Consider the following 26,768-nt stretch of genomic DNA (forward strand, 5'->3'; position numbering starts at 1 on the left):
AATATTCTGAGGGGATTCATGGGAGAAGCTCGACGTAGGGCTGAAAAAAAGGAGTTTCCTTTCAGCAAAAACAAGCAGCCAAGAAAAAGTGACTCTTCTCAGAGAATTTTTTCTTGGCTTCCTATTACCGAAGAGCAAGAGCAATTATTTATCGAACTCTCCATTAAAGGAGCTTGGTTTGGAATAGGTCTTTTAGTTTTACTTTGGGTCGTAGTTCGTTTTATTGGTCCTGCAGCTGGTTGGTGGATTCCAGCTGATTTGCATTAGCAATTTCATTAGGATGTAGCGATTAACTTTTCCTCATTTATCTCATTCATACTCTCCATTTTATTTAAGCAGCCGTAGCTATTTTACTATTTACAATTGGTGGTGTTTTTTGTGCAACCGCAGCTATTGGTTTCATTGAATTAGAGCTAACTTCTGAACCTTCTGTGAGTTTTTGCTTTACTAATACTTCAATTTGTTTTTTGGATTCTGGGTTTTCTTCAAGCCAACTAATTGTATTGTCTCGACCTTGACCAATGTTATCGCCTTTATAGCTATACCATGCACCTTTTCTAGTTACGATATTAGTTTCTTCTGCTAAGTCGAGTAAACAACCAACGGTACTTATTCCTTGACCAAATAGAATGTCAAACTCTGCGATTCGGAATGGTGGTGCAACTTTGTTCTTGGCTACTTTGACTTTTGCTCGTATTCCGTATTCTTCAGTTCCTCTTTTCAGAGTTTGAATGCGACGTATATCGAGTCTGACAGATGCATAAAACTTAAGAGCATTTCCTCCAGTTGTTGTTTCTGGATTTCCATAAGTGATACCAATCTTTAGGCGTAATTGGTTTAGGAAAATGACTGTGCAACCTGATTTCCCAATATTGCCTGTGATTTTGCGCATCGCTTGACTCATTAGTCGCGCCTGACTTCCTACTGCGTGATCACCCATTTCTCCTTCAATTTCTGATCTTGGGGTTAGTGCTGCTACAGAGTCAACAACTACTAAATCGACGGCTGCAGAACGTACAAGTTGATCGACAATTTCCAATGCCATCTCGCCTGTATCTGGTTGCGAAACAAGAAGATTCTCTACATCTACTCCCAGAGCTGCTGCATATACAGGATCCAATGCGTGCTCTGCATCAACAAAGGCTGCTACTCCACCATTCCTTTGTACTTCGGCTATTGCATGCAAGGTTAATGTTGTTTTACCAGAGCTTTCTGGCCCATAAACTTCAACTACTCTTCCTTTCGGATAACCTCCCCCGAGTGCAAGGTCTAACGTAAGAGCACCTGTGGATATCGTTTCTACTCTCATCTTCGAGGCATCTCCTAGGCGCATGATCGATCCTTTGCCGAAGTTTCGTTCTATTTGCCCTAGTACGAGATTTAATGCTTTTTCTTTTTCTCCAGACTTTGAATTAACTGGTAGCTTTCCGTTACTTGTGGATGGATTGGTGTTTGCTTCGGTTTTCATGATGTTTTATGGCCTTTAATAGCAATATTTTGATTAGTACAGGCGTACGCTAGCTAATTAATGCCACTTCGCCAAGGGCTTTATGAATGTTTTGGGCTCTAGCAAGTAAATGCCTTCGGGGAGATTCTTGCAATCACTTGGCTTCAGATAGCCCCAACTTGCTAAGAAGCAAGGTACCGTATCTAAATTTGGAGTAATTAAAACTTTCTCAAGAGTGGATCTTCGGTCTTCTATGAAGCCCCTTATAGTTCGATTGCAAGACATTTCAAGTAATACTTCTGTTTTGCTTCCTGCTTCATAGCCAAATAAAAAATCTACACTTATCTGGAGTGAATTTAGTATCTCAGATGTGAATTTTTTACTTTTAGTTGTCAGGATAGCAATCTCAATTCCCTCTGCTTTAAGACGATTAATGCGATCTTTTATTCCAGGAAAACCTTTGTGAAGACTCAGCCAATGATCTAAATTTCTATGTATATTCTCGTTTCTAATATTATCTAAAGCTTCTTGAAGTTGTTTCGCATTCCAGCCTCTTGAGATTAATGCTGTATCACATCTGTCTGTGTAATTCCCGGCAAAAATCTTATAATTTTCGGAAGATAGTTCACTATTAGGATCTATTAACTCTGTAGCAATTATCACCATTTCCCACCCATGATTCACCCATGGCCGTAAATATTTGAAGGATTCTGGAACTATAGATGGAGAAAAAGAAGCATTGATGCTTTGCTCAAGCAATTTCATGGATGCTTTTAGAGAGCTAGACCAATACTCAGCAATACCGTCAATAATTACCCCATCAAAATCAAAAACTAAAAGAGATTTTTTAGTCACCAATAGTTTAGAGAAACTGGGGCGGTAGGATTCGAACCCACGAATGGCGAGACCAAAACCCGCTGCCTTACCACTTGGCGACGCCCCAATAAAGAGATCAAAGCTTTAAGACTCGTCTCTCATTCGAAATAATGGCATATCTTAGATTCAACTGGGCTCGTTCGTCATACCTAATTCGGTTTTATGAGGGTTTCTTCTTTTTTTTGTTGCACTTTTTATGAGTTGTATTGTTCTTATCTTTGAAGCCATGGATTAATAAGTTTTTGAGCTCTTTCAAGAGCGGTATCCCATCCTTCATTCCAATCGATAAGATTCATATTTTTTGCTTGGGCTTCTAGTAATAATGGTTGTATTAATTTGCGTGCCATTCCACCAAATGCCACGCCTGATGGGCTATGACCCCTAGATAAATAATTAATTGTCTCTGAATTTGTCCCTCCAGCTAGTTGCAGAGGCCCTGGAGGGGCAATTGGTCGAATTTTTTGCCAAAGAGATATTGCGAATTTGCCTGTTCCTTTTCCTAAATCTCCACTCATTGGTCTCCCGTCTAGCTGCCAGATTGGTTTTTGTTTATATCGACATAGGCATTCATGGCGTTGCCAAAGTTCTTTTGAAAGAATCTCTATGTTAATAGAATGATTTTGCAGTCCACAGCTCACAGCTATTCGTTTTAGAGGAACATTGGATTGAACGATTGCTTTAACTGATTCTTCGAAAGCTTGTAATCTCCCTGGTGCAGTATGGATTTCGACTGCATCAGGATTAGCTTCAGCAATTAAAGACCCAAACTCATTAATCTTTAAAGACTGATCTTTCTCTTCGATAATTCCTAGTGGACATGTTGTTAAACATCTTCCACACCCATAGCAAAGGTTTTTATTAATTCCATCCCCTTGGTTGATTGCATTAGTGGGGCAGACTTTTTCGCAAGGTCTAGGACAATCTGCTGGACAACTTTCAGGATTAAAGTGTGCTTTCCTGAAATGCACATCTTTACCGTCACTAACGCTAATCATTAGCCACGGTCTTTTCCCAAAACGAGTCTCAACCCAATTAAGACCTTTTTCTGCAGCATTTACTACTGCAATATCAGCAGCTACATCAATGCAGTTAACTCCTGCAGCTGCGTAAATGGCGCACAGATCACTTATAGAAGCTAAATCTTGATTGCTCGCTCCACAAATTAATTTTACCCAGGTACCTTTGGAAAGAGCTAATTCATTTGCAATAGTAGGTTTTTTCACATTGTATTTATTTATATGAATTAAGCTTTTATAAATTCAGTTATTGATTGCCATTTGATACTTCTTGCCCCTCCCATTTCTATGACAATTTTTAAACGAGGTTCTCGTTGACAAAGATTATTTAAGTTAAGTAGTTCAGATTGGGATAAAACTTGTCCCTCAATTAACCAAAGAACTATTGGACAATTGTCTTTTAAAAATTCATTAATTTGTGGGATTACTTGTTGAACTTCTCCAAGTGCACCATTACGACCAATATTTTGATGCCCCAGATGTGGAGGCCTTATTCCATGAAGTTGGCAGAGAAATATTTCAGGATCTCCAAGACCTCTAGCTGAGATTATTTGAGTTCTATAGCCTGCTGCTCTAAGGCGGCGTAATAGACGTGTTTCCGCCCCTCCTTCTAAAGGTGTGAGTATTGCAAGGCAGCCACAATCCTCAAGATCTTGGCGGAACTTGCGACCTGAGAGCAGAAGAGGCATTGCTTTAACTCAATTGGAGTTAGAAGACACTTTAAAGATAATTATTAAAGGTGCCATCGTGGTGTAGGCTTTTATATCGCTGAAGCTTTTCTGTGCTCGTTCGCTAGCCGAGCCTCCAGAGAGTAAGGCAGATTCAACGTATGCGTGAATCTTTAGGCCAAGCAGAAAGGGTTTGAGGCCCTTGCTGCGGAGAAACTAATCAATCTAAATTATTAGTTTGATTAAGTCTCAGCCAGCTGATGAACTCGCTAGCTAACTACAAGTTTCGACTCTGTTTACCCAGTTCTCGATCCTTTAGTGCATAAGCGTCTATTTATCAGCACTTCCAAATAAATCTCCTATTGGAGATTTTTGATGCTGGCGTTATTAACTCTCATGTCTATTGGCATTCTTGGAAAGAAATTGGGAATGTCCCAATTCTTCGATGATCAAGGCAGGGCAATTCCAGTCACTTTGATTGAAGCTGGCCCATGTCGGATCACACAATTAAAAAACGACGAAACTGATGGCTATTCAGCCGTTCAGATAGGTTTTGGATTTGTTAGAGAAAAACTAATAAATAAACCTTTTAAAGGTCATTTATCTAAGTCTGGAAAAGATCTTCTGCGTTATTTACGTGAATATCGTGTAAAAGATCTAGCTGACTTTGAACTAGGAACAGCAATAACTGTTGGTAATTTTCAGGCTGGTCAAAAAGTTGATGTCAGCGGAGATTCCATGGGAAGAGGTTTTGCTGGTTATCAAAAACGACATGGGTTTAGTCGGGGACCAATGAGTCATGGTTCCAAAAATCATCGATTACCTGGATCTACTGGAGCGGGTACAACTCCAGGTCGAATATATCCAGGAAAGCGAATGGCTGGTCGCTATGGAGGGAAGAAAATTACAACTAAAGGTTTGACTATTTTAAAAGTTGACAGTGATAAAAATCTCCTAGTAGTAAAGGGTTCAGTCCCTGGTAAGCCTGGCTCACTTTTGAACATATCACCTGCTAAACGAGTTGGTTCTATATCTACTAAAGGAGGTAAATGATGGCTACTTGTATTATTCGTGATTGGCAAGGTAAAGAGGCAGGTAATGCGACTCTTGATCTAAAGGTAGCCAAAGAAACAAGTGCATTAGATTTGATGCACAGAGCAGTTTTACGCCAACAAGCTCATAGTAGGCAAGGTACTGCAAGTACTTTAACTAGGGCTGAAGTCCGAGGTGGTGGTCGCAAGCCTTATAAGCAAAAGGGAACGGGAAGAGCTCGGCAAGGTTCCATTCGTACCCCCTTACGTCCTGGAGGTGGAATTACATTTGGTCCAAAGCCTAGAACATATAATTTATCGATGAATCGTAAGGAGCGACGCTTGGCTTTGCGTACAGCTCTTATGGCCAGAATTGATGATGTGTTGGTTGTAAAAGATTTTGGAGGAACTTTAGATACTCCAAAAACCAAGGAGATTATTAATGCTTTTACTCGATTGGGAATAAAGCCTAATTCGAAGGTGCTCATTGTTCTTGCCAATCCATCAGAGGTTCTTCGTAGATCTATTAGAAATATTGAGAAGGTCAAGCTAATAAAAGCTGATCAGCTCAATGTTTTTGATTTACTCAATGCAAGCTCATTACTTGTAGGAGAAGATGCATTGAAAATTATTCAGGAGGTGTATGGCAATGACTGACAATTTTAAAGGCAGACTTGCTGATGTAATTAGGCGTCCTTTAATTACTGAAAAAGCAACAAGAGGTATTGAGTTAAATCAATACTCGTTTGAAGTCGATCATCGGGCTGCAAAGCCAGACATAAAGGCAGCTATTGAAGAAATGTTCGACGTTAAAGTTATTGGCATTAGTACTATGAATCCTCCTCGAAAAAGCAGGAGGGTTGGTAGATTTGCGGGCAAACGAACTCAGGTAAAAAAAGCTGTTGTTCGCTTGGCTGAGGGTAACTCAATTCAACTATTCCCCGAGTCATAAGGAGAGATTAAAAACTATGGCAATTCGAACTTTCCGACCTTATACACCTGGAACTAGAACCAGAGTTGTAACTGATTTTAATGAGCTTACAGGTCGCAAGCCTGAACGCTCATTAGTAGTTTCAAAACATCGACGTAAAGGTAGAAATAATAGAGGAGTTATTACTTGCAGGCATAGAGGAGGAGGCCATAAGCAACTTTATAGGTTAGTTGATTTTCGAAGGAATAAGCCTGGAATAGCCGCTAAAGTTGCGGCTATTCATTACGATCCCCATCGCAATGCTCGACTGGCTTTGCTTTTTTATTCTGATGGAGAAAAACGATATATTCTTGCCCCTGCTGGAATATCAATAGGTCAAGAGATTATTTCTGGAGTTGATTCTCCTATTGAGCCAGGCAATGCTCTTCCTTTATCTGCAATCCCTCTTGGCTCAAGTGTGCACTGTGTTGAGCTATATCCTGGTAGAGGAGGGCAGATGGTTAGATCTGCTGGTGCGAGTGCCCAGGTTGTGGCTAAAGAAGGTGACTATGTGGCGTTGAAATTACCCTCGACTGAAGTTCGTTTAGTTCGTCAAGAGTGTTACGCAACTCTTGGTGAGGTAGGTAATTCTGAGATTAGAAATACTAGTCTTGGTAAAGCAGGTCGTAGGCGTTGGTTAGGCAGAAGGCCTCAAGTTAGAGGTAGTGTGATGAACCCTTGCGATCACCCTCATGGTGGTGGTGAGGGTAAAGCACCTATAGGTCGAGCTGGTCCTGTCACTCCATGGGGTAAGGCAGCCTTAGGCCTTAAGACTCGGAAGAAGAATAAGCCAAGTAATCGGTTTGTTCTTCGGAAACGTCGTCGCGTCTCCAAGCGGAGCCGAGGAGGACGCGATTCCTAATGTCGAGAACCATTCTCACTTTCTTTTAATCATCTATGGGACGTTCACTTAAAAAAGGACCTTTTATTGCTGATAGCTTGCTCCGTAAGCTTGAGAAGCAAAATGAAAATGATGACAAATCTGTTATCAAAACTTGGTCAAGAGCCTCAACCATTCTTCCAATGATGATTGGCCACACAATTGCAGTTCATAATGGCAGAAGTCATATTCCAGTATTCATTACTGAACAAATGGTTGGCCACAAGTTGGGAGAATTTGCACCAACTCGTACTTATAGAGGTCACATTAGAGATAAAAAAGGAGGTAGATAAATAAATGACTAATTCATCCGCCAATTCTTCAGTTGCCAAGGCTCATGGCCGATTTATAAGAGGCTCTGCTTCCAAAGTTCGTCGGGTTCTTGATCAGATAAGAGGTCGAACTTATAGAGATGCTTTGATCATGCTTGAATTTATGCCTTATCGTTCAACAGGACCAATCACAAAAGTATTGCGTTCTGCAGTTGCAAATGCTGAACACAATATGGGACTAGATCCTTCTTCATTAATTATCACCACTGCAAGTGCTGATATGGGTCCTACAATGAAACGCTTTAGACCTAGAGCTCAAGGAAGGGCTTTTGCTATCAAAAAGCAGACCTGTCATATCAGTATTGCTGTGGCAGCGCCAACAAATACACTCGATGCGGAGGCTCAAGACTGATGGGACATAAAATTCACCCTACTGGAATTCGTCTTGGAATAACTCAAGAACATAGGTCGCGTTGGTATGCACCAAGCAAGACTTACCCTCTTTTACTTCAAGAAGACGATCGTATTCGCAACTTCATTAATAAAAAATATGGTTCAGCCGGAATTAGCGAAGTTCTTATAGCGCGCAAAGCACATCAACTCGAAGTAGAACTTAAGACTGCTCGTCCAGGAGTAATTGTTGGCCGACAGGGTAGTGGGATTGAGGATCTCAGATCTGGGATTCAGAAAACCATTGGAGATACAAATAGGCAAATTCGTATAAATGTTGTCGAAGTTGACCGAGTTGATGCTGATGCGCATCTTTTAGCGGAATATATTGCTCAGCAGTTAGAGAAAAGAGTTGCGTTTAGGCGCACAATTCGTATGGCAGTTCAGAGGGCTCAGAGAGCAGGAGTACTAGGTTTGAAAATTCAAGTTGGAGGAAGGCTTAATGGTGCTGAGATAGCCAGATCTGAATGGACTCGAGAGGGCAGAGTCCCGCTACATACTTTGCGTGCCGAAATTGATTATGCAACTAAGATTGCGAGTACGACTTATGGAGTACTTGGAATAAAAGTTTGGGTTTTCAAAGGTGAGGTCTTACCTAAGGAAGAGCAACCTTTACCTGTTGGCGCAAGTCCTCGACGGCGAGGTAATCGTCGCCCTCAACAATTTGAGGATCGCTCAAATGACGGTAAATAAGGAGATCTACAACCATGCTTAGTCCAAAACGAACAAAATTCCGCAAACAACAACGAGGTCGCATGCGCGGTGTTGCAACTCGTGGAAATAAAATTGCCTTTGGGCAATTTGCTTTACAAGCTCAAGAATGTGGCTGGATCACATCTAGGCAAATTGAAGCAAGTAGGCGAGCAATGACTCGTTATGTCAAGAGAGGAGGACAGATATGGATTCGAATTTTCCCAGATAAACCTGTAACGATGAGAGCTGCTGAAACCCGTATGGGGTCTGGTAAAGGTAATCCAGAGTTTTGGGTTGCAGTTGTTAAGCCTGGTCGAATTCTTTTTGAAATGGGCGGTGATGCAGAGATTACCGAGTCAATTGCAAGAGAAGCAATGCGACTTGCTCAATATAAATTGCCTATTAAAACGACCTTTTTAGCATTAGATGATCCCCCTCAGACTCAGAATGGATCTAGTACTTCTAATGCCACACCCGTCACCTTGGAGTCTTAATCATGGCTAGACCAGATACAGCCGAGGTGCGAAAGCTCACCGATGCTGACATCAAGCAAAAAATTGACGATTTACGTCGTGAATTATTTGATCTTCGTTTTCAGCAGGCAACTAGACAGCTGAATAAGACTCATCGTTTTAAAGAAGCCCGCATTGAGCTGGCTCAACTTTTGACGGTTACGTCCGAGCGAAGTCGCTCAACTTCATCCTGATCACCTAATTAGAAACCATGGCACTTAAGGAACGGATAGGCACCGTAGTCAGCGACAAGATGGATAAGACAGTTGTAGTGGCTGTTGAAAACCGTTTTCCACATCCAATCTATGAAAAGATTGTTAGTCGCACTACAAGATATAAAGCGCATGATGCTCAGAATAACTGCATGGAGGGAGACAGAGTTCGTATTAAAGAAACTCGTCCCATGAGTGCACATAAACGTTGGGCTGTATCAGAGGTACTAAATAAAGGTATGAAATCTAGAGAGGCAGAAAAATGATTCAACAAGAGACATTCCTAACTGTTGCAGATAACAGTGGCGCTAAACGACTTCAATGCATACGAGTATTGGGTTCTAATAGACGTTATGCCCATGTAGGTGATGTGATAGTGGCTGCAGTGAAGGATGCTATGCCAAACATGGGAGTAAAGAAATCTGATGTCGTAAAAGCTGTTGTGGTTCGAACAAAAGCGACAATGCGACGCGAGACAGGTAATTCAATTCGTTTTGATGATAATGCAGCAGTTTTGATCAATGATGATAAGAACCCTAAGGGGACAAGAGTATTCGGTCCTGTTGCGCGCGAATTGCGTGATAGAAACTTCACGAAAATTGTTTCACTTGCCCCGGAGGTTATTTAAATGTTGAATACTCCTCAAAAAGCTAAGTCTTTAAAACCTTCAAGTCGCATAAAAATGCGAATTCGGAAAGGAGATACTGTACAAGTTATTAATGGAAAAGATAAAGGTAAAACAGGAGAAGTACTTCAAACCATGCCAATAGAAAATCGAGTCATAGTTAAAGGAGTAAATATGCGTACAAAACATGTAAAGCCGTCACAAGAAGGAGAGAGTGGACGAATTGTTACTGAAGAAGCTTCATTACATGCATCAAACGTTATGTTTTATTCCACCTCTAAGAAAGTTGCTAGTCGTATAGAAATATTTGTGGATAAGGATGGAGCGAAGAAACGACGACTTAAGAAAACTGGTGAATTGATTGACTAATTCCCCAGTTTTTCGAATGACAAGACAAATCTTGTCTAATTAAGCTTCTTTCCTTTTGTTTTCTTATTTGATTCAGCTAAGCATTAATCCCCCTTCCCTAAACTATGTCACTTAAAAAGCGCTATCGCGAGACAATTAGACCAAAACTCCTCAAGGAATTGGGCCTAAGGAATGTTCACCAAGTTCCACAGGTGACGAAAGTCACTGTAAATAGAGGACTAGGTGAAGCTGCCTCAAATTCCAAGTCTCTTGAGGCTTCTTTATCTGAAATGGCAGTAATAACTGGACAAAAGGCTTTGGTCACAAGGGCTAAGAAAGCAATTGCAGGCTTCAAAATTCGTCAAGGCATGCCTATTGGTTGTGCTGTGACTCTTAGAGGAGACCGAATGTATTCTTTCTTAGAACGTTTTATTAATCTCGCTTTGCCACGTATTAGAGACTTTAGAGGCGTGAGCCCAAAAAGTTTTGATGGCCGTGGTAATTACACAATAGGAGTTAAAGAACAATTAATTTTTCCAGAAGTATCTTTTGACAAAGTCGATTCAATTAGGGGGATGGACATCACTATTGTCACAAGTGCTAGTTCAGACGAAGAAGGTAAGGCTCTCCTGAGTGAGATGGGAATGCCCTTCCGCAATAACTGACCTAAACTAATAAATTCATGGCTAATCACGATCCAATTTCAGATATGCTCACTCGTATTCGAAATGCGAGTGAGAAGAAACATCAGAATACTAAAATCCCTGCTTCGCGAATGTCTCATAGCATCGCCAAAGTATTGCAAAAAGAGGGTTTTATTGCTGATATTAGTGAAGAGGGAGAAGGAATTACAAAACATCTTGTCCTTGAATTGAAATATAGCGGTAAGCATCGTCATCCCATTATTCGTTCAATGCAAAGAGTGAGTAGACCTGGTCTTCGAATCTACAAAAAAACTCGTGGATTACCAAAGATCTTGGGAGGTTTGGGCGTTGCAATCGTTTCAACTTCAAAAGGTGTCATGAGTGATCGCGATGCTCGAAAACAAGGTGTCGGAGGCGAAGTCCTCTGCTACGTCTACTAATTAGGAGCCTGCATTATGTCTCGCATTGGTAAGAAACCGATTTCAGTACCAGAAAAGGTAGCTGTGACTGTTGAAGGACTATCTTTGACTGTTAAAGGCCCTAAAGGAGAACTTAGTCGAACACTTCCTCAAGGCGTTTCCATTAGTCAAGAGGAAAACTCGATTGTTATTTCACCAGTTAATGAAAAGAGAAAGTCTCGAGAGCGCCATGGTTTATGTAGAACCTTAGTTTCCAATATGGTTGAAGGGGTGACTAAGGGATATTCAAGGAAGCTAGAAATTATAGGGGTAGGATCAAGAGCTCAAGTTAAAGGACGTAATTTGGTGGTTAGTGCTGGCTATAGCCACCCTGTAGAAGTAATTCCGCCTGCTGGTATTACTTTTGCGGTGGAAAATAACACGAATGTTACTGTCACAGGTGTTGATAAAGAGCTTGTGGGGAATGAAGCTGCAAAAATTCGTGCAATTCGTCCTCCTGAGCCATATAAGGGTAAAGGAATTAAATTTGAAGGTGAGAGAATAATTAGGAAGGCTGGTAAATCAGGAAAGAAATAGCTTTCTATTTAATTGCTTTAATTCATTTTTTTAACATGGCCACACTTTCAAGAAAACAACAAACTCAAAAAAGGCACAAAAGGCTTAGGAGGAATTTATCTGGGACCTCTCAAAAGCCTCGTCTTGCAGTTTTTCGCTCGAATAATCACATTTATGCCCAAGTAATAGATGATGATTCTCAAAGCACTATTTGTGCAGCATCTACTATCGAGAAAGACTTAAGAGTTAACCTCAAATCCAATGGTAGTAATTGCGATGCATCTAAAGCTGTTGGCGAACTTGTTGCTCAAAGAGCTTTATCAAAAGGTGTTCAGCAAGTAGTGTTTGATCGAGGGGGTAATATTTACCACGGTAGAGTTAAAGCTCTCGCGGAAGCAGCTCGAGAAGCAGGTCTTGAATTCTAAGCTCTTATTTTTATTATGACTGACACAAAATCACAATCTAAAAATACTGAATCTTCAACAGGTTCTAACGTTCCGGCAGCAGAAGGTCAGAAGGAACAACGCAGAGGACGCGGCGGAGAAAGACGCGGGCGACGTAGAGACAGACAAGGCCAAGAAAGAGATTCTGAATGGCAAGAAAGGGTTGTTCAAATTAGAAGGGTTTCTAAAACGGTCAAAGGTGGAAAAAAGATGAGCTTTCGAGCAATAATTGTTGTTGGAAATGAAAGGGGTCAAGTTGGAGTTGGTGTTGGTAAAGCTGGAGATGTGATTGGAGCTGTTCGAAAAGGTGTTGCTGATGGTAAGAAACATTTAGTAAAAGTTCCTTTAACACGAAATAGTTCTATCCCAACAATTTCTAATGGGCGTGACGGAGCGGCTAGTGTTCTGATTCGTCCAGCTGCACCTGGTACTGGAGTAATTGCAGGAGGCTCTATTCGAACTGTCTTAGAATTAGCTGGAATTAAAAATGTTTTAGCTAAGAGGTTAGGAAGTAAGACTCCTTTAAATAATGCTCGTGCTGCAATGGTGGCTTTATCCGATTTAAGAACTCATAAAGCAACTGCCAAAGAGAGAGGCATTTCCCTCGAACAGATTTACTCATGAAAACAATGAAACCAACTCTGGATTCCCTTAAATCAAATATTGGCTCTCGTAGAAGAAAGCTAAGAAAAGGCAGAGGAATTGCAGCAGGGCAAGGAGCTAGCTGTGGTTTTGGTATGCGTGGTCAAAAATCTCGCTCAGGTCGCCCAACTCGCCCTGGATTTGAAGGTGGTCAAATGCCTTTATATAGAAGAGTTCCTAAACAAAAGCATTTTCAATTAATTAATCAAAAGTCTTTTACTGTAATTAATGTATCTGATTTAAATAAATTAAAGACTGGAACCACGGTGAATTTAGATTCATTAGTAAAAGAAAAAATAGTTACTAGTCCTAAGCATCCTTTGAAGATCTTAGGTAAAGGGAAATTAGAAGTTAAATTGACAGTACAAGCAGCAGCTTTTACTGCATCCGCTAAAACAAAGATAGAAGCTGCCGGCGGGGCTTGTGAAATCTACTAGTATTTGTTATTTCATATATATTGGTTCAATATCAATTGAAGCTCATTGTAATTTTTCCTAAATGTTAGTTAGCAGGGGTCGTAATCCAAGTGCAGGTGAAGTAGTAACTCAGTTATTGCTAAATAAAGAGTTGCGTGGAAGAGTGTTAACAACTTTAGCTCTTTTGCTTCTTGTTCGTTTAGGTATCTACATCCCACTGCCAGGTATAGATAGAGAGGCTTTTAAAACCTTTATTGAGCAAGGGGGACAGCTATTAGGTTTTTTAGATATTTTCACCGGAGGGGGTATATCTACTTTAGGTATCTTTGCGCTTGGAATATTACCTTTCATCAACGCTTCGATAATTATTCAATTACTTACAGCGGCTTTACCACAATTAGAAGATTTACAAAAAAATGAAGGAGAAGCTGGAAGAAGAAAGATCTCCCAAATCACTCGTTATGTAGCTCTTGGATGGGGATTTGCCCAAAGCATAGTATTTGCGTTGATTTTAAGAAACTATGCAATAGAAAGCTTGAGTGAAGTTTCTTTTGTTCTTCAGACTTCCTTGGCTTTAGTAACTGGATCAATGATTGTTATGTGGCTAAGTGAGATTATTACGGAGAAAGGTATAGGCCAGGGAGCTTCATTAGTTATTTTTTTGAATATTGTTGCGACACTGCCAAAAGCTCTTAGTTCCACTATAGAGAAAGCGCAAACTGGAGATAGAAGTGATGTGGTTGGAATTATTGTTCTTCTTCTTGTCTTTTTAATAACAATTGTGGGAATTATTTTTGTGCAAGAGGGTGCAAGGAGAATTCCTATAGTTAGTGCTAAAAGACAAATTGGGGGGACTGCTTTATTGCCAAGTAGACAAAGTTATCTTCCTCTGAAGTTAAATGCAGGTGGAGTTATGCCCATAATCTTTGCCTCAGCTTTGATATTCCTCCCGATAACAATTGCAAATATAACTAAAAACCCCCTTTTAATTCGCGCTGCGAGTTCTTTAAATCCTAGTGCAGCTAACCCTTGGCCTTATGCATTGACTTTCTTTGCTCTAATTCTTGGTTTTGCTTATTTTTATGCATCTTTAACGATTAACCCTGTTGATATCTCTGCAAATTTGAAAAGGGGTGGGGTTGCTATCCCTGGAGTTAGGCCTGGGAGTGCCACAGCCAATTATCTTTCAGGTGTTCAAAATCGATTAACTTTACTTGGAGGATTATTCTTGGGTTCAGTTGCAATTATTCCTGCAGCGGTTGAAAGAGCAACTAATGTTCAGACTTTTCAGGGTTTAGGCGCTACTTCTTTGTTAATACTTGTTGGTGTGGCTATTGATACTGCTAAACAAGTTCAAACATATGTCATATCGCAAAGATATGAAGGTCTTGTTAGGCAGTAGTTATTTTAAAATTCCAACTCTTTTTTGATTTTCCCTAGTTAGATGAAAAAAAGACTTCTTTTCCTTGGACCACCAGGAGCTGGTAAAGGAACTCAAGCTTCCATTTTTTGTAAGAATAATGGGTTCTTACATTTATCGACTGGTGACTTATTAAGGCAGGAAGTCTCGGCAAAAACTCCTCTTGGGCGAGAAGCCGCATTAATTATGAATAAAGGAGAGTTAGTAAGCGATTCAATAGTTTTATCAATTGTTCAGAAAAACTTATCAAATCAAGATAAATCTTGGTTATTAGATGGCTTTCCTCGAAATTTATCTCAAGCAAAGTCTTTGGAGCGACTGCTAAAACAAATTGAACAACCTATAGACGCAGTAATTTCTATAGAAATAAATGATGAAGTGCTTATAAAGCGTCTTTTGGCAAGAGGTAGAGATGATGATAATGAAGATGTAATTAAGAATAGGTTGGTGGTATATAGAGAGAAAACTGAACCATTAATTGGATATTATGCTAGTCGTGGACTAATTAAGTCTATTGAAGGAGATGCTGAAATTGATATTGTGGCGAATCTGATCCAGAAAGCTTTAAATTGAACGATGTAGTAAAGTCTAAGTTTGGAATCTCATAGAGCTACGCCATTATGAAGGTGCGAGCCTCAGTCAAGAAAATGTGTGAAAAGTGCCGGGTTATTCGACGCCACGGCCGAGTTATGGTCATTTGTACTGCAACTCAAAAACACAAACAGCGTCAGGGGTAAATCTCACCTCTGATTATTATCTAAGTTACAAACTTTTAGGTTTGTCTTAGAAAACCACCTTTTTTCAAATTAAGGTGGATTCCAGATCTCTTCTATTCCCCGTTAACTAGCTAAGTGGCACGGATTGCAGGCATCGACATACCTCGTGAAAAGCGAGTGGAAGTTGCTCTCACATACATCTATGGCATTGGCCTTACAAGAGCCAAGACCATCCTCGATCAAGCAGGAGTTAATCCTGATATTCGTGTTAAGGACTTGGATGATGGAGATGTGCAGAAACTCAGGATTGCGACTGAATCATTCACTCTTGAAGGTGATTTACGCCGTCAAGAAGGAATGGCTCTTAAAAGATTGCAGGACATCGGATGCGTTAGAGGCCGTCGGCATCGAATGAGTCTCCCAGTTAGGGGGCAACGCACACGCACTAATGCACGTACTCGTCGTGGCTCGAGAAAAACTGTCGCGGGTAGAAAGAAATAATTAATTTCTTTGTGCAGTTTTTAATCACTGATCTTTATTTACAAGGCCCAACAATATGGCCACTCCAACTAAGAAAACCGGCTCTAAAAAGGTTAAGCGCAACGTCCCAAATGGCGTAGTGCATATTCAAAGCACCTTCAATAACACAATTGTTTCTATTACGGATACCGCTGGACAAGTAATTTCTTGGTCCTCAGCTGGTGCTAGTGGATTCAAAGGTGCCAGGAAAGGCACGCCTTTCGCAGCCCAGACTGCAGCCGAAGCAGCAGCTAGAAGGGCCCTTGAGCAAGGTATGCGTCAAATAGAAGTTCTAGTTCGAGGTCCTGGTTCAGGTCGTGAGACTGCCATTAGAGCTTTACAAGTAGCTGGACTTGAGATCACATTGATTAGGGATGTAACTCCACTTCCTCATAACGGATGTAGGCGTCCAAAACGCAGACGCGTTTAATTCAATTCACTTTATTAGTGAATTTTTGTTCCTTTCTCTACATTTTTTAGACCGTTGCCATACCAGATTGACCGAATTGAGCATCAAGTCTCTGAAGATCGCTCTCAAACAGGTGTTTTCCTCATAGGTCCTCTTGAACGAGGTCAAGCTACAACTCTTGGTAATTCTTTGCGAAGGGTTTTAATGGGTGGGCTTGAAGGTAGTGCAGTTACAGCTGTGCGAATTGCAGGCATAAACCATGAATATGCCACAATCCCTGGAGTTAGAGAGGATGTTTTGGACATTCTTTTAAACTGTAAACAGCTTTCTGTTAATAGTCGTAGTGAAGAACTCGAGATTGGAAGGCTAGTAGTCTCTGGCCCAGCAGAAGTGAAAGCACGTGATATTCAGTTCTCCTCACAAGTTGACATTGTTGATGGAGAAAGGCCTATCGCAACAGTAAATGATGGACATAATCTTGAGCTTGAATTACATGTTGAAAGAGGTACTGGTTATCGCCCAGTAGATCGATACAACGAAGAAACTACAGCTATAGATCTACTTCAGATAGATGCTGTCTTTATGCCTATTCAGAGGGTAAATTTTACTATTGATGAAACTGCAGTAGCTGAAGGAGGATCTACTAGAGAAAGGCTGAGAATGGAGATTGTCACTGATGGTTCTACTTCTCCTGATGATGCATTAGCAGAAGCTGCTAATCAATTGATTGAACTTTTTCAACCTTTAGCAACTGTGACAATGGTTGAGGAGGTTCCACAAGAGCCAGAACCTTCTGCAGAAGCTCAAATCCCTCTAGAAGAACTTAACCTTTCTGTGAGAGCATATAACTGTTTAAAACGTGCTCAAGTTAATTCAGTTTCTGATTTAATGGGCTTTAGTTATGAAGACCTTTTGGAAATTAAGAATTTCGGATCCAAATCTGCGGATGAGGTTATTGAAGCTTTAGAAAGAATAGGAATAACAATTCCTCAAAGTAGGACTTCAGTATGAATTCCATTCTTAATTAGTCCTTCTAATACTAAAAACGATGAGACATCAACTACGAGTACCAAAATTAGGTCGGCCTGCTGACCAGAGGAAAGCAATGCTTCGGGGGTTAACAACTCAGTTAATTCGAGAGGGAAGAGTTACTACAACAAAAGCACGTGCTAAGGCAATTAGGGATGAGGCCGAGAAAATGATTTCACTGGCAAAAGAAGGAACTCTTTCCGCGAGAAGACAAGCGATTGGTTACATTTACGATAAGCAGTTAGTTCATGCGCTTTTTGATAAAGCACAGGATAGATATGGAAATAGGAAAGGTGGTTATACAAGGATTGTTAGAACTGTTCCTAGGCGTGGAGACAATGCAGAGATGGCAATAATTGAACTAGTTTGATTGATAAGGAAGTTTTATAATTAATTATTTGGCTGGATGTTTTCTGATGGCTCTAATTCAAAGACCGGGAAAAATGTAGTAAGAAGAATTGGATTATCATTGCAATATGACGGCTCAGCATTTTGCGGCTGGCAAAAGCAAAAGCAAGGAATAAGTGTTCAGAGTGTTATAGAAGAAGCAATATATGATTTGGATCCCAATAGACCCATAAACCTTTTTGCAGCTGGTCGAACTGATTCAGGCGTACATGCTGCTGGACAGGTTGTTCATTTTGATTGCTCTGGTTATATACCACCTAATCAATGGGCTGGCGCCCTTAATGGAAGATTGCCAAATACTATTAGAATTAGAGAATCTATATGCCGTCCATTAAACTGGCATGCATGTTATTCAGCTATTTATCGAAGATATAGATACACAATTTATAACGGTTGTCGGCCAAATATTTTTTTAGCCAATTGGTCTTGGCATAGATATAGATTTCGTTTGGATGAAAATTTAATGAGATTAGCCGGAAAGGAACTAATTGGTTTACATGACTTTTCGGCTTTCCGTCGAGCTGGAAGCAATCGAAATGATTCATGGACAACTATTCAAGAAGTTTCTGTTGAGAGGGAAGGGGATTTAGTTGTTTTAGATATCCAAGCCAGTGGTTTTTTATATGGAATGGTAAGACTTTTAGTTGGCCAATTAGTTGCTCTTGGAGAGCATAGATTGACTCTCGATCTTTTTAGAGACAGATGGAAACAATGTCGGCGTGAGGAAGTACGATATGCGGCCCCTCCGAATGGGCTGTGTTTTGTTCGTGCTGGTTATAAGGATTCGATATTCTCCGAAGCTGCTTGGTTTGATAGTTTTCCGAAATATTTTTTAGGTATAAATGATCCTCCTAATGATCCTCCTTAAGATGTTTTTCAAGAAATCCTTTCTATTAAACAAAAAAGGACTTGTTAAAGTGTAAAATCATATTTCTTGATCTCAATAATCCTCTTAAATGGATATGAGATTGATTTTAACCCTATCTTTATTGATAGATCTATAAAAAATACCCGCTGACCGGGGGTAATGAACAAGACAACAATCCCATCTATAGATTCAATCAACCGCCACTGGTATTTGGTGGATGCTGAGAATCAAACTCTTGGTAGGCTCGCCACCGAAGTGGCTTCTGTTCTTCGTGGCAAGAATAAGCCCAATTACACCCCTCACTTAGATACAGGGGATTTTGTAGTTGTAATTAATGCTGAAAAAATCCAAGTAACTGGAAACAAAGCTGATCAGAAACTTTATCGCCGGCATTCTGGTCGCCCAGGAGGAATGAAAGTAGAAACATTTAGTGCTCTGCAAGATCGAATCCCAGAGAGAATTATTGAAACAGCTATCAAAGGGATGCTTCCACATAATTCTCTTGGCAGACAGCTATTCAGAAAACTAAAGGTTTATAAGGGTTCTGAACATCCTCATGCTGCACAAAATCCCGAAACAATGAACTTACACTCCTCTTCAATAGCACAATGAGTAGCTCTAGCACTAAGCAAGTTGTTTACTGGGGAACAGGACGAAGAAAAACCTCAGTAGCGAGGGTTCGTTTGGTTCCTGGTAAAGGAGCCATTACTATTAATGGCCGCCCAGGTGACCATTATTTGAATTTTAATCCTGCTTATATCTCTGCGGTTAAATCACTATTGGAAACACTTGGTTTAGTTGATTCCTATGACATTTTGGTCAATGTTTATGGTGGGGGATTAACTGGTCAATCCGATGCTATTAAACAAGGAGCTGCTAGAGCTCTTTGTGATCTTTCTCCTGATAATCGAAAACCATTAAAAGTCGAGGGTCACCTCAGTAGAGACCCAAGGGCTAAGGAGAGAAGGAAGTATGGACTTAAGAAAGCTCGAAAGGCTCCACAATTCTCCAAACGCTAAATTTGTTGTTCTTGCTTGACTCTTTTTAACTTAATTTATTAATTAAATGCCTAAGTCTGACATTCATCCCAAATGGTTTCCAGAAGCAAAAGTTATTTGCAATGGTGAAGTGGTAATGACAACTGGATCGACCCAAGAAGAGCTTCATGTGGATGTTTGGAGTGGTAATCATCCATTCTTTACTGGTACTCAAAAAATTCTTGATACAGAAGGTCGAGTTGATAGATTTATGAGAAAGTATGGAATGTCCTCTTCTGAAGTTGAGAATCCCACAAATACAAAGTCTTCTGATAATAAAAGTGATGAGAAGCCTGCAAGTTGAACTGGAAGGACTTAACTTTCAATTATTAATAAAAACACTATGACTTGTTGATGGGTATGGACTCTTCAACGCTTAAGTCGCGCCTGGAAACAGCTAAGAGAAGTTTCAAGAATTTGGAATTACAATTAGCTGATCCTGATGTTGCATCAGACCCAAAGAAGTTAGAAGGTATTGCTAGAGAGAGATCTAGGCTGGAACCTCTTGTTGTTGACTATGAAGCATTAGAAACTCTCGAGAAAGAATTTAGCGAAGCAAAAGACTTATATAAAGAAAGTAAAGATGATAAGGAGATGGAGTCTCTTGCTCAAGAAGAAATGAAACGAATAGAAGTTGTAAAAGATGAATTAATTCAGAAAATTACATTAGCTCTTATACCGCAAGACCCTAGAGATCAAAAAAGTGTAATGCTCGAAATCAGGGCAGGAGCAGGAGGTGATGAGGCATGTATTTGGGCAGGTGATTTAGCGCGCATGTATGAACGTTATGGCCAAAAAGTTGGCTGGCTAGTAAAACCAATTAGTTCTACAGAAGCTGATCTAGGGGGGTTTCGAGAGTTAATTATTTCAGTCAAAGGAGAAGCAGTTTTTAGCCAGCTTAAATTCGAAGCAGGAGTTCATAGAGTTCAGCGAGTACCAGCGACGGAGTCCCAAGGTCGCGTTCATACTTCAACCGCTACAGTCGCTGTAATGCCAGAAGCAGATCCAGTTGAAGTACAAATCGAACCTACTGATATAGAAATAAGTTCAGCTCGTTCTGGCGGGGCTGGCGGACAAAATGTGAACAAAGTTGAAACTGCAATTGATTTGTTTCATAAACCCACTGGGATACGAGTTTTTTGTACCCAAGAACGCTCTCAGCTTCAGAACCGTGAAAGGGCTTTTGAAATTCTAAGGGCAAAATTATTAGAAATAGAAATTGCTGAAGCCAATGCCAAAGAACGATCTGAAAGACTTTCTCAGGTTGGTACCGGTGATAGAAGTGAGAAAATAAGAACTTATAACTATAAAGATAATCGAACAACTGACCATCGATTAGGTTGCAACTTCCCACTAGATCCAGTACTTGCAGGCCAACTTGAGAATATTATTAATGCATGTATAGCAGAAGAGCAACGTCAGAAGATGGAGAGTTTAGCTAAAGAGGCTGATTAATAACTTTCTCAAGAAAACCAGCCAATTACATATTTTCCCCATTCTTTATGTAAGCCAGAATTAATCTGTTTTGTTGCCTCAAAGCTAAGATTGCTAAGAGGTTTATAAGGTTTTTGTTTTAAAATCATATTTGCTTCTTCAGGAGTTCTGTTTCCTTTGATTATATTGCAAGTCAAACAAGCAGTCGTTACATTTTCCCAAGTATCAGGACCTCCTCTGCTTTTTGGCAATATGTGGTCTATTGACAGTTTTAACCCTTTATATCCGCAGTATTGACAACAGTTATTGTCTCGATAAAGAATATTTTTTCGCGTTAAAGGTATATCTCTATAAGGAACTTTTATGAAATGTCTTAGTCGAATCACAGTAGGTATATTCTTGTCAGGCCTAATTTTTAAGTCTGGATTTTCTTCCAGGCTTTCAGCTTTCCCTTTTAGCATCAAAACCGTTGCTCTTCGCCAAGTCGTGATGTTTAAAGGTTCATAAGAGGCATTTAAAACGAGAACTTGGACCATGCCAGCTCCCTAAATTTTAATCATATTAATTGGAATACAAGGAAGGTGCAGTTCTCTTAATTAGAGCTTAAATAACCTTGGAGCCAGATCCTTATGAACCCAAATAGTTTTGTAAATTTGACTAATCAATATATGAGTTCAACTGACTTTGATCCCTGTCAAAGAGCATGGATAGAAATAAATTCATCGGCAATAGAAGCTAATACTCAATTAATTAAAGAATTTGTTGGCCCAAAATGTTCTCTAATGGCAGTTGTAAAGGCTGATGGATATGGACATGGAGCAGAGACCGTTGCAAGAGCTGCTTTACTAGGAGGAGCTAATTATTTAGGAGTGGCTACTCTTAAAGAAGGCATTGACCTGCGTAAAGCAGGTTTGAAATGTCCCATACTTATTCTTGGGAATTTAGTTAGTAAAAATGAATTAAAGGCATCTTTATTATGGGGACTAACTGTTACATTAAGCAGCATTAGAGAAGCATTAATATGCCAAGATATTGCAGAAGATTGTAAAAAGAATTTTAATGTACACATTAAGGTAGATACTGGTATGTCAAGACTTGGGTGTGATTTACAAGATGCATTGAGCTTTTGCACGGAAATTGAATCTTTAGATAATATTCATTTAGAGGGAGTTTATAGTCACCTTGCTTCAGCAGATTCTGATTTCGATTCAAAAGGTGATTCGGTTACTTCATCACAAAAGAATAAATTTGATACTCTTATAAATTCTTTATCTTCAAAAAATGATTCTTTATGTTTTCATTTAGCAAATTCTGCTGGAACTCTTTGTAATAACAGTTTGCATTACAACATGGTAAGAGTTGGTCTTGCTTTATACGGACAAAATCCACTTCCTAAAGCTAAAAGTGATTTAGCTTTAGAGCCTGCAATGTCTGTTAAAGCAAGAGTTAGTTTATTAAGAACAGTTCCTAAGGGTACTGGTGTTAGCTATGGACATAAATTTAAAACCAATCGAGAGAGTCGTTTGGCAGTTGTAGGTATTGGGTATGCAGATGGAGTTAGTAGGGCTCTTTCTGGAAAGATTTCTGTTATGTATAACGGAAAGTTAATTCCTCAAATCGGATCTATAACAATGGACCAACTTGTTTTAGATATAACTGATTATTCGGATCTCAAAGTTGGGAAAATAGTCACTTTGCTTGGGAAAGATGGTTCTAATAGTGTTGATGCTCAGTTATGGAGCGAAATGATAGGTTCGATTCCGTGGGAGATTCTTTGTAGTTTTAAAAATAGGCTTCCCAGAGTTGTCGTTTGAGGGTCCTGAAAATAGGAACACTTTTTGAGAAAAAAAATAAGTTCTTGATTAAGGTATGTACATGCTGCTGGAGAGGTGGCTGAGTGGTTGAAAGCGGCTCCCTGCTAAGGAGTTACAGGAGGCAACTTCTGTCGAGGGTTCGAATCCCTCCCTCTCCGTTTGTTAGAAGGTGTTTATAGAAATATAGTCATCGACTTCGATGACAGAATTTTTTATGCCATAATTTTTATTTCTAATACCTAATTAGTTTCTGAAATATTAAAATTTCTGATAAGAATTTCAAATTTTTTTTTTATAGTTTTTCCATATTTTTTAGTTGCTAATTACCTTTTTGAATTTTATCGCATCATTTTTTTTCACTTTTTTTAGGGAAGAGGTGCTTGAATAAGCTGTTATTTCTTGGATTAATCAGTGGCAGTGAAGAAAGCAGCAGAGGCGAAGAAAGCAGCTGAAGTGAGGAAAGCAGCAGAGGCGAAGAAAGCCGCTGAAGTGAGGAAAGCAGCTGAAGCGAAGAAAGCCGCTGAAGTGAGGAAAGCAGCTGAGGCGAAGAAAGCAGCTGAAGTGAGGAAAGCAGCTGAAGCGAAAAAAGCAGCTGAAGTGAGGAAAGCCGCTGAAGCAAAGAAAGCAGCAGAGGCGAAGAAAGCCGCTGAAGTGAGGAAAGCCGCTGAGGCGAAGAAAGCAGCTGAAGCGAAGAAAGCAGCAGAGGCGAAGAAAGCAGCTGAAGCGAAGAAAGCAGCAGAGGCGAAGAAAGCCGCTGAGGCGAAGAAAGCCGCTGAGGCGAAGAAAGCAGCTGAAGTGAGGAAAGCAGCTGAAGCGAAAAAAGCAGCTGAAGTGAGGAAAGCCGCTGAAGCAAAGAAAGCAGCAGAGGCGAAGAAAGCCGCTGAAGTGAGGAAAGCCGCTGAAGCAAAGAAAGCAGCTGAAGCGAAGAAAGCAGCTGAGGCGAAGAAAGCCGCTGAAGTGAGGAAAGCCGCTGAAGCAAAGAAAGCAGCTGAAGCGAAGAAAGCAGCTGAAGCGAAGAAAGCCGCTGAGGCGAAGAAAGCAGCAGAGGCGAAGAAAGCAGCTGAAGTGAGGAAAGCAGCTGAGGCGAAGAAAGCAGCTGAAGTGAGGAAAGCAGCTGAGGCGAAGAAAGCAGCTGAAGCGAAGAAAGCAGCAGAGGCGAAGAAAGCCGCTGAAGTGAGGAAAGCAGCTGAGGCGAAGAAAGCAGCTGAAGCGAAGAAAGCAGCTGAGAGGAGAAAAGTAAAAGCTTTAAATCAAAACAAAACAGGAATCAAGGCTCAATCCGTTTTGCAAAAGGATAAAAAATCTGTTTCTGAAGAAAAGAGAGCAAAAAGAAATGAGTTATTGACTGTTTCTATTTCTGTAAATACAGGAAAAATCGCTAGCATCGTTGCTGTTGGAATTATTGCTTCAGCTTTACTAGTTGCAGCCCTTAGTTTTGTGGCAATGTGATATCTAATTGGTTCATTTGAAGAACTTTTTCGATTAATACTTGTGTTTTTGGGCCAACAAAGTTCTTTAAATGCTTGAATATGTTTTGATTTTGAGGATTGAAAGTGGTACGAGAGAGGATTATTGAGGTTGTTGATTTTGCGAGAAGTGAGTCTCCATATCGCAATGCGAACAAAGGATGGATAACTAATGATCTGTTTTTGCAATGGGGAAAAGCCTCTAATAGACAGCCAAATTCAGGTGATGAAGTACTTGATCTTTTTGTTTATTGGGGTCCAGTTCAAAAACTTTTGTCAATTTTGTTTTTGGTTATATCGCTTGCAGCAGCTTTTGTTTTTTTAAGTATTGGATTTTCTAAGGGAAGAATTGCATTTACTTTTAACAGTTCAACTTTTGACACTCCAAAGCAAGAGGTTGTTGAACTGGTTCAACCACTGAATAATAAAATTGACTATCTGGAGAAAAATATTGAGATAGATCAAGACTTAACAGGTGCAAAAATCAATACAGCTAATAAAACTGAGCTGCAGAGAACCATTGAACAGGAGGAAAAGGCTCCTCAGTCTTCTTTTAAGAAAAATTCAGGCACTGCAGGTAACTTGTTTTAAAAAGCTAATACAAGAGGCTTTTAAATTGTCCTATGAGAAATCTTTAAATTTTATTTTGGTTTTTGTCGTTTTTGTGTGATGACAATTTCCAGAGCCTTTTATTGCGACATGTGATGCTTGAATATGTTTGTTTATATAGGATTCTCCAGTGGCTGAAAAACAAGGAAATGAGTTAGCAAGCATATCTGTTTATTTGAACACTCCTATAGCAGCTGTTCTTTTGGGAGTTGGATTTATCCTCGGATCTGTCTTGTTTGCTGGTGTGATGCTCATTGCTCGTTGATCAAAATGAAGTAAAAAGGTAGATTTTGATCTGTATAAAATTTCATCGTTGACACTCTGGTATATCCGTGCCTAGAAAAGAAAAGTCAGAACACTCCTCACGCAATTAGTTCTGATAATTAGGGCACCTCGTGAGCAGGGTGCCCTTTTTAATGAGAAAATACCTGAGAAGCTATGAAAAGCATTTAGTTATATACACCTTCTTTTCTTTCTATTTTTGACAAAACTATGAAAGTAAGCGCTAAAGCAATTATGAGAACTTCACCATTATATAGCTATTGGCAGACGAATCAAAATGAATTAGATGAAGAAGAAAGACTATTAATGGTTAATGAAGAGGATGTATCTTCTTCATTATTTAAGAATGAACCATACAAATGGGAGAATTTATATCAGAGTATTATTAGGGAAATTTGTAATGGAGATAAAAGTGCTATTAATGGATTGTTAATTGTATTAAATACTGTCAAAGAAGACTATAGAGAAAGAATTATTTTGTCTTTAAGAGATGAAAAGATCTTTGATGAAGAGACGCTTGATTTGCTAAATAGTAAAAAAAAAGTTGAATTTAAGAAAAAATATAAAACTCTTAGATTTCTAAGAATTTTATTTGCTATTTTTACTAACCCATATTGTATTAAATTAAATCGTAAGAAACATCATCTTTATGAGAAAACAGGCGCTTTTTTCTTTTCTATAAGAAAATTATTTTAGACTAGAAAGTAAATTATATTTAATCTATAATATCTATTTAGCTATTGAAATTACGTAATTCGTCAGCAAAAGCAGGAAGTAAAAAAGGGTCTTTAGATAACTCTGTACCTCGAGTAAAAATAACTAATAGCATAGGATTTTTGTTTTCCTCCTCCCACCAAGCAGCATCATGGCGCACTTCACTCATCCATCCAGCCTTGCTCCAGATTTTCGATTTTTGAGAAAGTCCTTCTCCAATAAAACCATCTATTTGATTATCTGGATTTTTCTTACGATCAATCATATTTAATGATCTGGATAAATAATTTTTTAACCTTCCCGTGGCTTTCGGAGATATTAAAGAATTGGTCATTAAAGCTTCAAATATTTTTGCTACTGCGCCAGTGCTTAGAGCATTACGGTTCTCGTTATTTTCCCCATAGAAATCTTTTTCTCTTCCATAAGGTCCATCGCTCCATGTTTTTTGGCAGCAGTTGATATTTTCTAGCTCTGACCAGTTAAATGTTTTTAACCATTGATTTATTAAGCTTCTTTGTTGCTTCCATGCCTCCCATTCTTTCTCTGGAAGAGAAGCACCACTATTTGTCCCAGTCAGAATATCGACAATATAACTAGTTGCATCATTACTCGAATGGATAATCATGTCAGAAAGAGCTCTACGCAGTTCTTCAGATTCAATAAGAAGGTCATTTTGTAGCCATATTTCAGTTGCGATTGCATAAATAAGCTTTACAACGCTAGCTGGATAGAAAAGGTTGTTTTGGGACCATGTCGCACCGTGTCCACTCCCCGCATTTGGATATAGTTTTAGATACCGAATCCAGCAAATTGAAATATTCTTATGTAATTCAGGTCGACCTTCATTTGAGAATCTATTTATTAATGATTTTAGATGATCCAACATCTCTGGATCTGATTGGTAAAACGCCATATTGTTTGATT

The 26,768-nt window shown here is 39.5% G+C and carries 42 protein-coding genes and 2 tRNA genes; 37 read left to right on the top strand and 7 right to left on the bottom strand.

The window, feature by feature from the left end; genetic code table 11:
- Positions 1–18: 18 nt before the first annotated feature.
- Positions 19–267, top strand: coding sequence for a DUF2839 domain-containing protein (locus tag SOI85_RS07220; RefSeq protein ID WP_320663725.1), 249 nt, complete (start codon positions 19–21; stop codon positions 265–267).
- A gap of 64 nt (positions 268–331) precedes the next feature.
- Here SOI85_RS07220 and recA read toward each other — a convergent pair whose 3' ends face one another.
- The 5 genes from recA to SOI85_RS07245 form a co-directional block, all read right to left on the bottom strand.
- Positions 332–1,468 (bottom strand): recombinase RecA, encoded by a 1,137-nt coding sequence (gene recA, locus SOI85_RS07225; protein ID WP_320663726.1) that lies wholly within the window; start codon positions 1,466–1,468, stop codon positions 332–334.
- Between the two features lie 57 nt (positions 1,469–1,525).
- Positions 1,526–2,302 (bottom strand): HAD family hydrolase, encoded by a 777-nt coding sequence (locus SOI85_RS07230; RefSeq protein WP_320663727.1) that lies wholly within the window; start codon positions 2,300–2,302, stop codon positions 1,526–1,528.
- A 16-nt stretch (positions 2,303–2,318) separates the two neighbouring features.
- Positions 2,319–2,390: transfer RNA gene (locus SOI85_RS07235), tRNA-Gln, on the bottom strand.
- A gap of 145 nt (positions 2,391–2,535) precedes the next feature.
- A complete protein-coding gene (locus tag SOI85_RS07240; protein WP_320663728.1) occupies positions 2,536–3,546 on the bottom strand; it encodes an LdpA C-terminal domain-containing domain in 1,011 nt (336 codons plus the stop codon).
- 20 nt (positions 3,547–3,566) lie between these two features.
- Complete coding sequence (locus tag SOI85_RS07245) at positions 3,567–4,028, bottom strand: NAD(P)H-quinone oxidoreductase subunit N (RefSeq protein ID WP_320663729.1); 462 nt, start codon at positions 4,026–4,028, stop codon at positions 3,567–3,569.
- Positions 4,029–4,403: 375 nt separating this feature from the next.
- Here SOI85_RS07245 and rplC point away from each other — a divergent pair, with 375 nt between their 5' ends.
- From rplC to prfA, 30 genes are all read left to right on the top strand, one after another.
- On the top strand, positions 4,404–5,060 hold the full coding sequence (gene rplC, locus SOI85_RS07250; protein WP_320663730.1) for a 50S ribosomal protein L3: 657 nt from the start codon (positions 4,404–4,406) through the stop codon (positions 5,058–5,060).
- Complete coding sequence (rplD, locus tag SOI85_RS07255) at positions 5,060–5,695, top strand: 50S ribosomal protein L4 (protein WP_320665157.1); 636 nt, start codon at positions 5,060–5,062, stop codon at positions 5,693–5,695. Before rplC ends, rplD begins: the two co-directional genes overlap by 1 nt.
- On the top strand, positions 5,688–5,990 hold the full coding sequence (locus SOI85_RS07260) for a 50S ribosomal protein L23 (protein ID WP_320663731.1): 303 nt from the start codon (positions 5,688–5,690) through the stop codon (positions 5,988–5,990). Before rplD ends, SOI85_RS07260 begins: the two co-directional genes overlap by 8 nt.
- 16 nt (positions 5,991–6,006) lie before the next feature.
- Positions 6,007–6,870, top strand: coding sequence for a 50S ribosomal protein L2 (rplB, locus tag SOI85_RS07265; protein WP_320663732.1), 864 nt, complete (start codon positions 6,007–6,009; stop codon positions 6,868–6,870).
- Positions 6,871–6,905: 35 nt separating this feature from the next.
- Positions 6,906–7,181 (top strand): 30S ribosomal protein S19, encoded by a 276-nt coding sequence (gene rpsS, locus SOI85_RS07270; RefSeq protein WP_320663733.1) that lies wholly within the window; start codon positions 6,906–6,908, stop codon positions 7,179–7,181.
- Positions 7,182–7,185: 4 nt separating this feature from the next.
- The gene (rplV, locus tag SOI85_RS07275; RefSeq protein WP_320663734.1) at positions 7,186–7,572 is read left to right on the top strand and encodes a 50S ribosomal protein L22; all 387 of its coding nucleotides are present in this window, start codon (positions 7,186–7,188) and stop codon (positions 7,570–7,572) included.
- Entirely contained in the window at positions 7,572–8,303 is a 732-nt protein-coding gene (rpsC, locus tag SOI85_RS07280) for a 30S ribosomal protein S3 (protein ID WP_320663735.1), read from the top strand. Before rplV ends, rpsC begins: the two co-directional genes overlap by 1 nt.
- A gap of 14 nt (positions 8,304–8,317) precedes the next feature.
- Positions 8,318–8,797 carry a 50S ribosomal protein L16 gene (rplP, locus tag SOI85_RS07285; RefSeq protein ID WP_320663736.1) on the top strand — a complete coding sequence of 160 codons (480 nt, stop codon included), beginning with the start codon at positions 8,318–8,320 and terminating at the stop codon, positions 8,795–8,797.
- A gap of 2 nt (positions 8,798–8,799) precedes the next feature.
- Positions 8,800–9,009: a 50S ribosomal protein L29 gene (gene rpmC, locus SOI85_RS07290; RefSeq protein ID WP_320663737.1), complete on the top strand. Its 210-nt coding sequence runs from the start codon at positions 8,800–8,802 to the stop codon at positions 9,007–9,009.
- 17 nt (positions 9,010–9,026) lie between these two features.
- Complete coding sequence (gene rpsQ, locus SOI85_RS07295; RefSeq protein ID WP_320663738.1) at positions 9,027–9,293, top strand: 30S ribosomal protein S17; 267 nt, start codon at positions 9,027–9,029, stop codon at positions 9,291–9,293.
- Entirely contained in the window at positions 9,290–9,655 is a 366-nt protein-coding gene (gene rplN, locus SOI85_RS07300) for a 50S ribosomal protein L14 (RefSeq protein ID WP_320663739.1), read from the top strand. The genes rpsQ and rplN overlap by 4 nt, the downstream gene beginning before the upstream one ends.
- Positions 9,656–10,021, top strand: a complete 366-nt coding sequence (gene rplX, locus SOI85_RS07305) for a 50S ribosomal protein L24 (RefSeq protein ID WP_320663740.1) — start codon at positions 9,656–9,658, stop codon at positions 10,019–10,021.
- Positions 10,022–10,125: 104 nt separating this feature from the next.
- Entirely contained in the window at positions 10,126–10,665 is a 540-nt protein-coding gene (gene rplE, locus SOI85_RS07310) for a 50S ribosomal protein L5 (RefSeq protein ID WP_320663741.1), read from the top strand.
- A gap of 17 nt (positions 10,666–10,682) precedes the next feature.
- The gene (gene rpsH / locus SOI85_RS07315; protein WP_320663742.1) at positions 10,683–11,084 is read left to right on the top strand and encodes a 30S ribosomal protein S8; all 402 of its coding nucleotides are present in this window, start codon (positions 10,683–10,685) and stop codon (positions 11,082–11,084) included.
- 15 nt (positions 11,085–11,099) lie between these two features.
- Entirely contained in the window at positions 11,100–11,639 is a 540-nt protein-coding gene (rplF, locus tag SOI85_RS07320; protein WP_320663743.1) for a 50S ribosomal protein L6, read from the top strand.
- A 35-nt stretch (positions 11,640–11,674) separates the two neighbouring features.
- Positions 11,675–12,043, top strand: a complete 369-nt coding sequence (rplR, locus tag SOI85_RS07325; RefSeq protein ID WP_320663744.1) for a 50S ribosomal protein L18 — start codon at positions 11,675–11,677, stop codon at positions 12,041–12,043.
- A gap of 15 nt (positions 12,044–12,058) precedes the next feature.
- Positions 12,059–12,685, top strand: coding sequence for a 30S ribosomal protein S5 (gene rpsE / locus SOI85_RS07330; RefSeq protein WP_320663745.1), 627 nt, complete (start codon positions 12,059–12,061; stop codon positions 12,683–12,685).
- A gap of 5 nt (positions 12,686–12,690) precedes the next feature.
- Positions 12,691–13,140: a 50S ribosomal protein L15 gene (gene rplO / locus SOI85_RS07335; protein WP_320663746.1), complete on the top strand. Its 450-nt coding sequence runs from the start codon at positions 12,691–12,693 to the stop codon at positions 13,138–13,140.
- Between the two features lie 61 nt (positions 13,141–13,201).
- Positions 13,202–14,521, top strand: coding sequence for a preprotein translocase subunit SecY (gene secY / locus SOI85_RS07340; protein WP_320663747.1), 1,320 nt, complete (start codon positions 13,202–13,204; stop codon positions 14,519–14,521).
- A gap of 42 nt (positions 14,522–14,563) precedes the next feature.
- Positions 14,564–15,112 (top strand): adenylate kinase, encoded by a 549-nt coding sequence (locus SOI85_RS07345; RefSeq protein ID WP_320663748.1) that lies wholly within the window; start codon positions 14,564–14,566, stop codon positions 15,110–15,112.
- A gap of 47 nt (positions 15,113–15,159) precedes the next feature.
- Complete coding sequence (gene rpmJ / locus SOI85_RS07350) at positions 15,160–15,276, top strand: 50S ribosomal protein L36 (RefSeq protein ID WP_011125841.1); 117 nt, start codon at positions 15,160–15,162, stop codon at positions 15,274–15,276.
- A 114-nt stretch (positions 15,277–15,390) separates the two neighbouring features.
- On the top strand, positions 15,391–15,756 hold the full coding sequence (gene rpsM, locus SOI85_RS07355; RefSeq protein ID WP_320663749.1) for a 30S ribosomal protein S13: 366 nt from the start codon (positions 15,391–15,393) through the stop codon (positions 15,754–15,756).
- Positions 15,757–15,811: 55 nt separating this feature from the next.
- Positions 15,812–16,204: a 30S ribosomal protein S11 gene (gene rpsK, locus SOI85_RS07360; protein WP_320663750.1), complete on the top strand. Its 393-nt coding sequence runs from the start codon at positions 15,812–15,814 to the stop codon at positions 16,202–16,204.
- A 54-nt stretch (positions 16,205–16,258) separates the two neighbouring features.
- Entirely contained in the window at positions 16,259–17,194 is a 936-nt protein-coding gene (locus SOI85_RS07365; protein WP_320663751.1) for a DNA-directed RNA polymerase subunit alpha, read from the top strand.
- Between the two features lie 37 nt (positions 17,195–17,231).
- Complete coding sequence (gene rplQ / locus SOI85_RS07370) at positions 17,232–17,582, top strand: 50S ribosomal protein L17 (protein ID WP_320663752.1); 351 nt, start codon at positions 17,232–17,234, stop codon at positions 17,580–17,582.
- 36 nt (positions 17,583–17,618) lie between these two features.
- Positions 17,619–18,488 (top strand): tRNA pseudouridine(38-40) synthase TruA, encoded by an 870-nt coding sequence (gene truA / locus SOI85_RS07375; RefSeq protein ID WP_320663753.1) that lies wholly within the window; start codon positions 17,619–17,621, stop codon positions 18,486–18,488.
- A 159-nt stretch (positions 18,489–18,647) separates the two neighbouring features.
- A complete protein-coding gene (gene rplM / locus SOI85_RS07380) occupies positions 18,648–19,100 on the top strand; it encodes a 50S ribosomal protein L13 (protein ID WP_320663754.1) in 453 nt (150 codons plus the stop codon).
- Positions 19,097–19,507, top strand: a complete 411-nt coding sequence (gene rpsI, locus SOI85_RS07385; RefSeq protein WP_320663755.1) for a 30S ribosomal protein S9 — start codon at positions 19,097–19,099, stop codon at positions 19,505–19,507. Before rplM ends, rpsI begins: the two co-directional genes overlap by 4 nt.
- A 46-nt stretch (positions 19,508–19,553) precedes the next feature.
- Positions 19,554–19,829, top strand: coding sequence for a 50S ribosomal protein L31 (gene rpmE, locus SOI85_RS07390; RefSeq protein WP_320663756.1), 276 nt, complete (start codon positions 19,554–19,556; stop codon positions 19,827–19,829).
- 56 nt (positions 19,830–19,885) lie between these two features.
- Entirely contained in the window at positions 19,886–20,980 is a 1,095-nt protein-coding gene (prfA, locus tag SOI85_RS07395) for a peptide chain release factor 1 (RefSeq protein WP_320663757.1), read from the top strand.
- A gap of 8 nt (positions 20,981–20,988) precedes the next feature.
- On the opposite strand, the gene SOI85_RS07400 is transcribed toward prfA, so the two are convergent.
- Complete coding sequence (locus SOI85_RS07400; RefSeq protein ID WP_320663758.1) at positions 20,989–21,495, bottom strand: HNH endonuclease; 507 nt, start codon at positions 21,493–21,495, stop codon at positions 20,989–20,991.
- 93 nt (positions 21,496–21,588) lie between these two features.
- Between SOI85_RS07400 and alr the strand changes: the two genes are divergently transcribed.
- The 6 genes from alr to SOI85_RS07430 all read left to right on the top strand — a co-directional run bounded on the left by alr (position 21,589) and on the right by SOI85_RS07430 (position 25,826).
- Positions 21,589–22,773: an alanine racemase gene (gene alr, locus SOI85_RS07405; protein WP_320663759.1), complete on the top strand. Its 1,185-nt coding sequence runs from the start codon at positions 21,589–21,591 to the stop codon at positions 22,771–22,773.
- 69 nt (positions 22,774–22,842) lie between these two features.
- A tRNA-Ser gene (locus SOI85_RS07410) sits at positions 22,843–22,931 on the top strand.
- A 259-nt stretch (positions 22,932–23,190) separates the two neighbouring features.
- On the top strand, positions 23,191–24,222 hold the full coding sequence (locus tag SOI85_RS07415; RefSeq protein ID WP_320663760.1) for a hypothetical protein: 1,032 nt from the start codon (positions 23,191–23,193) through the stop codon (positions 24,220–24,222).
- Positions 24,223–24,320: 98 nt separating this feature from the next.
- Entirely contained in the window at positions 24,321–24,830 is a 510-nt protein-coding gene (locus SOI85_RS07420; protein WP_320663761.1) for a hypothetical protein, read from the top strand.
- A 148-nt stretch (positions 24,831–24,978) separates the two neighbouring features.
- Entirely contained in the window at positions 24,979–25,113 is a 135-nt protein-coding gene (locus tag SOI85_RS07425; RefSeq protein WP_320663762.1) for a hypothetical protein, read from the top strand.
- A 251-nt stretch (positions 25,114–25,364) separates the two neighbouring features.
- Entirely contained in the window at positions 25,365–25,826 is a 462-nt protein-coding gene (locus SOI85_RS07430; protein WP_320663763.1) for a hypothetical protein, read from the top strand.
- Positions 25,827–25,863: 37 nt separating this feature from the next.
- On the opposite strand, the gene SOI85_RS07435 is transcribed toward SOI85_RS07430, so the two are convergent.
- Positions 25,864–26,757, bottom strand: coding sequence for a serine hydrolase (locus SOI85_RS07435; protein ID WP_320663764.1), 894 nt, complete (start codon positions 26,755–26,757; stop codon positions 25,864–25,866).
- Positions 26,758–26,768 lie beyond the last annotated feature (11 nt).

The sequence above is a fragment of the Prochlorococcus sp. MIT 1223 genome, from assembly GCF_034092465.1.
Taxonomy (GTDB): domain Bacteria; phylum Cyanobacteriota; class Cyanobacteriia; order PCC-6307; family Cyanobiaceae; genus AG-402-N21.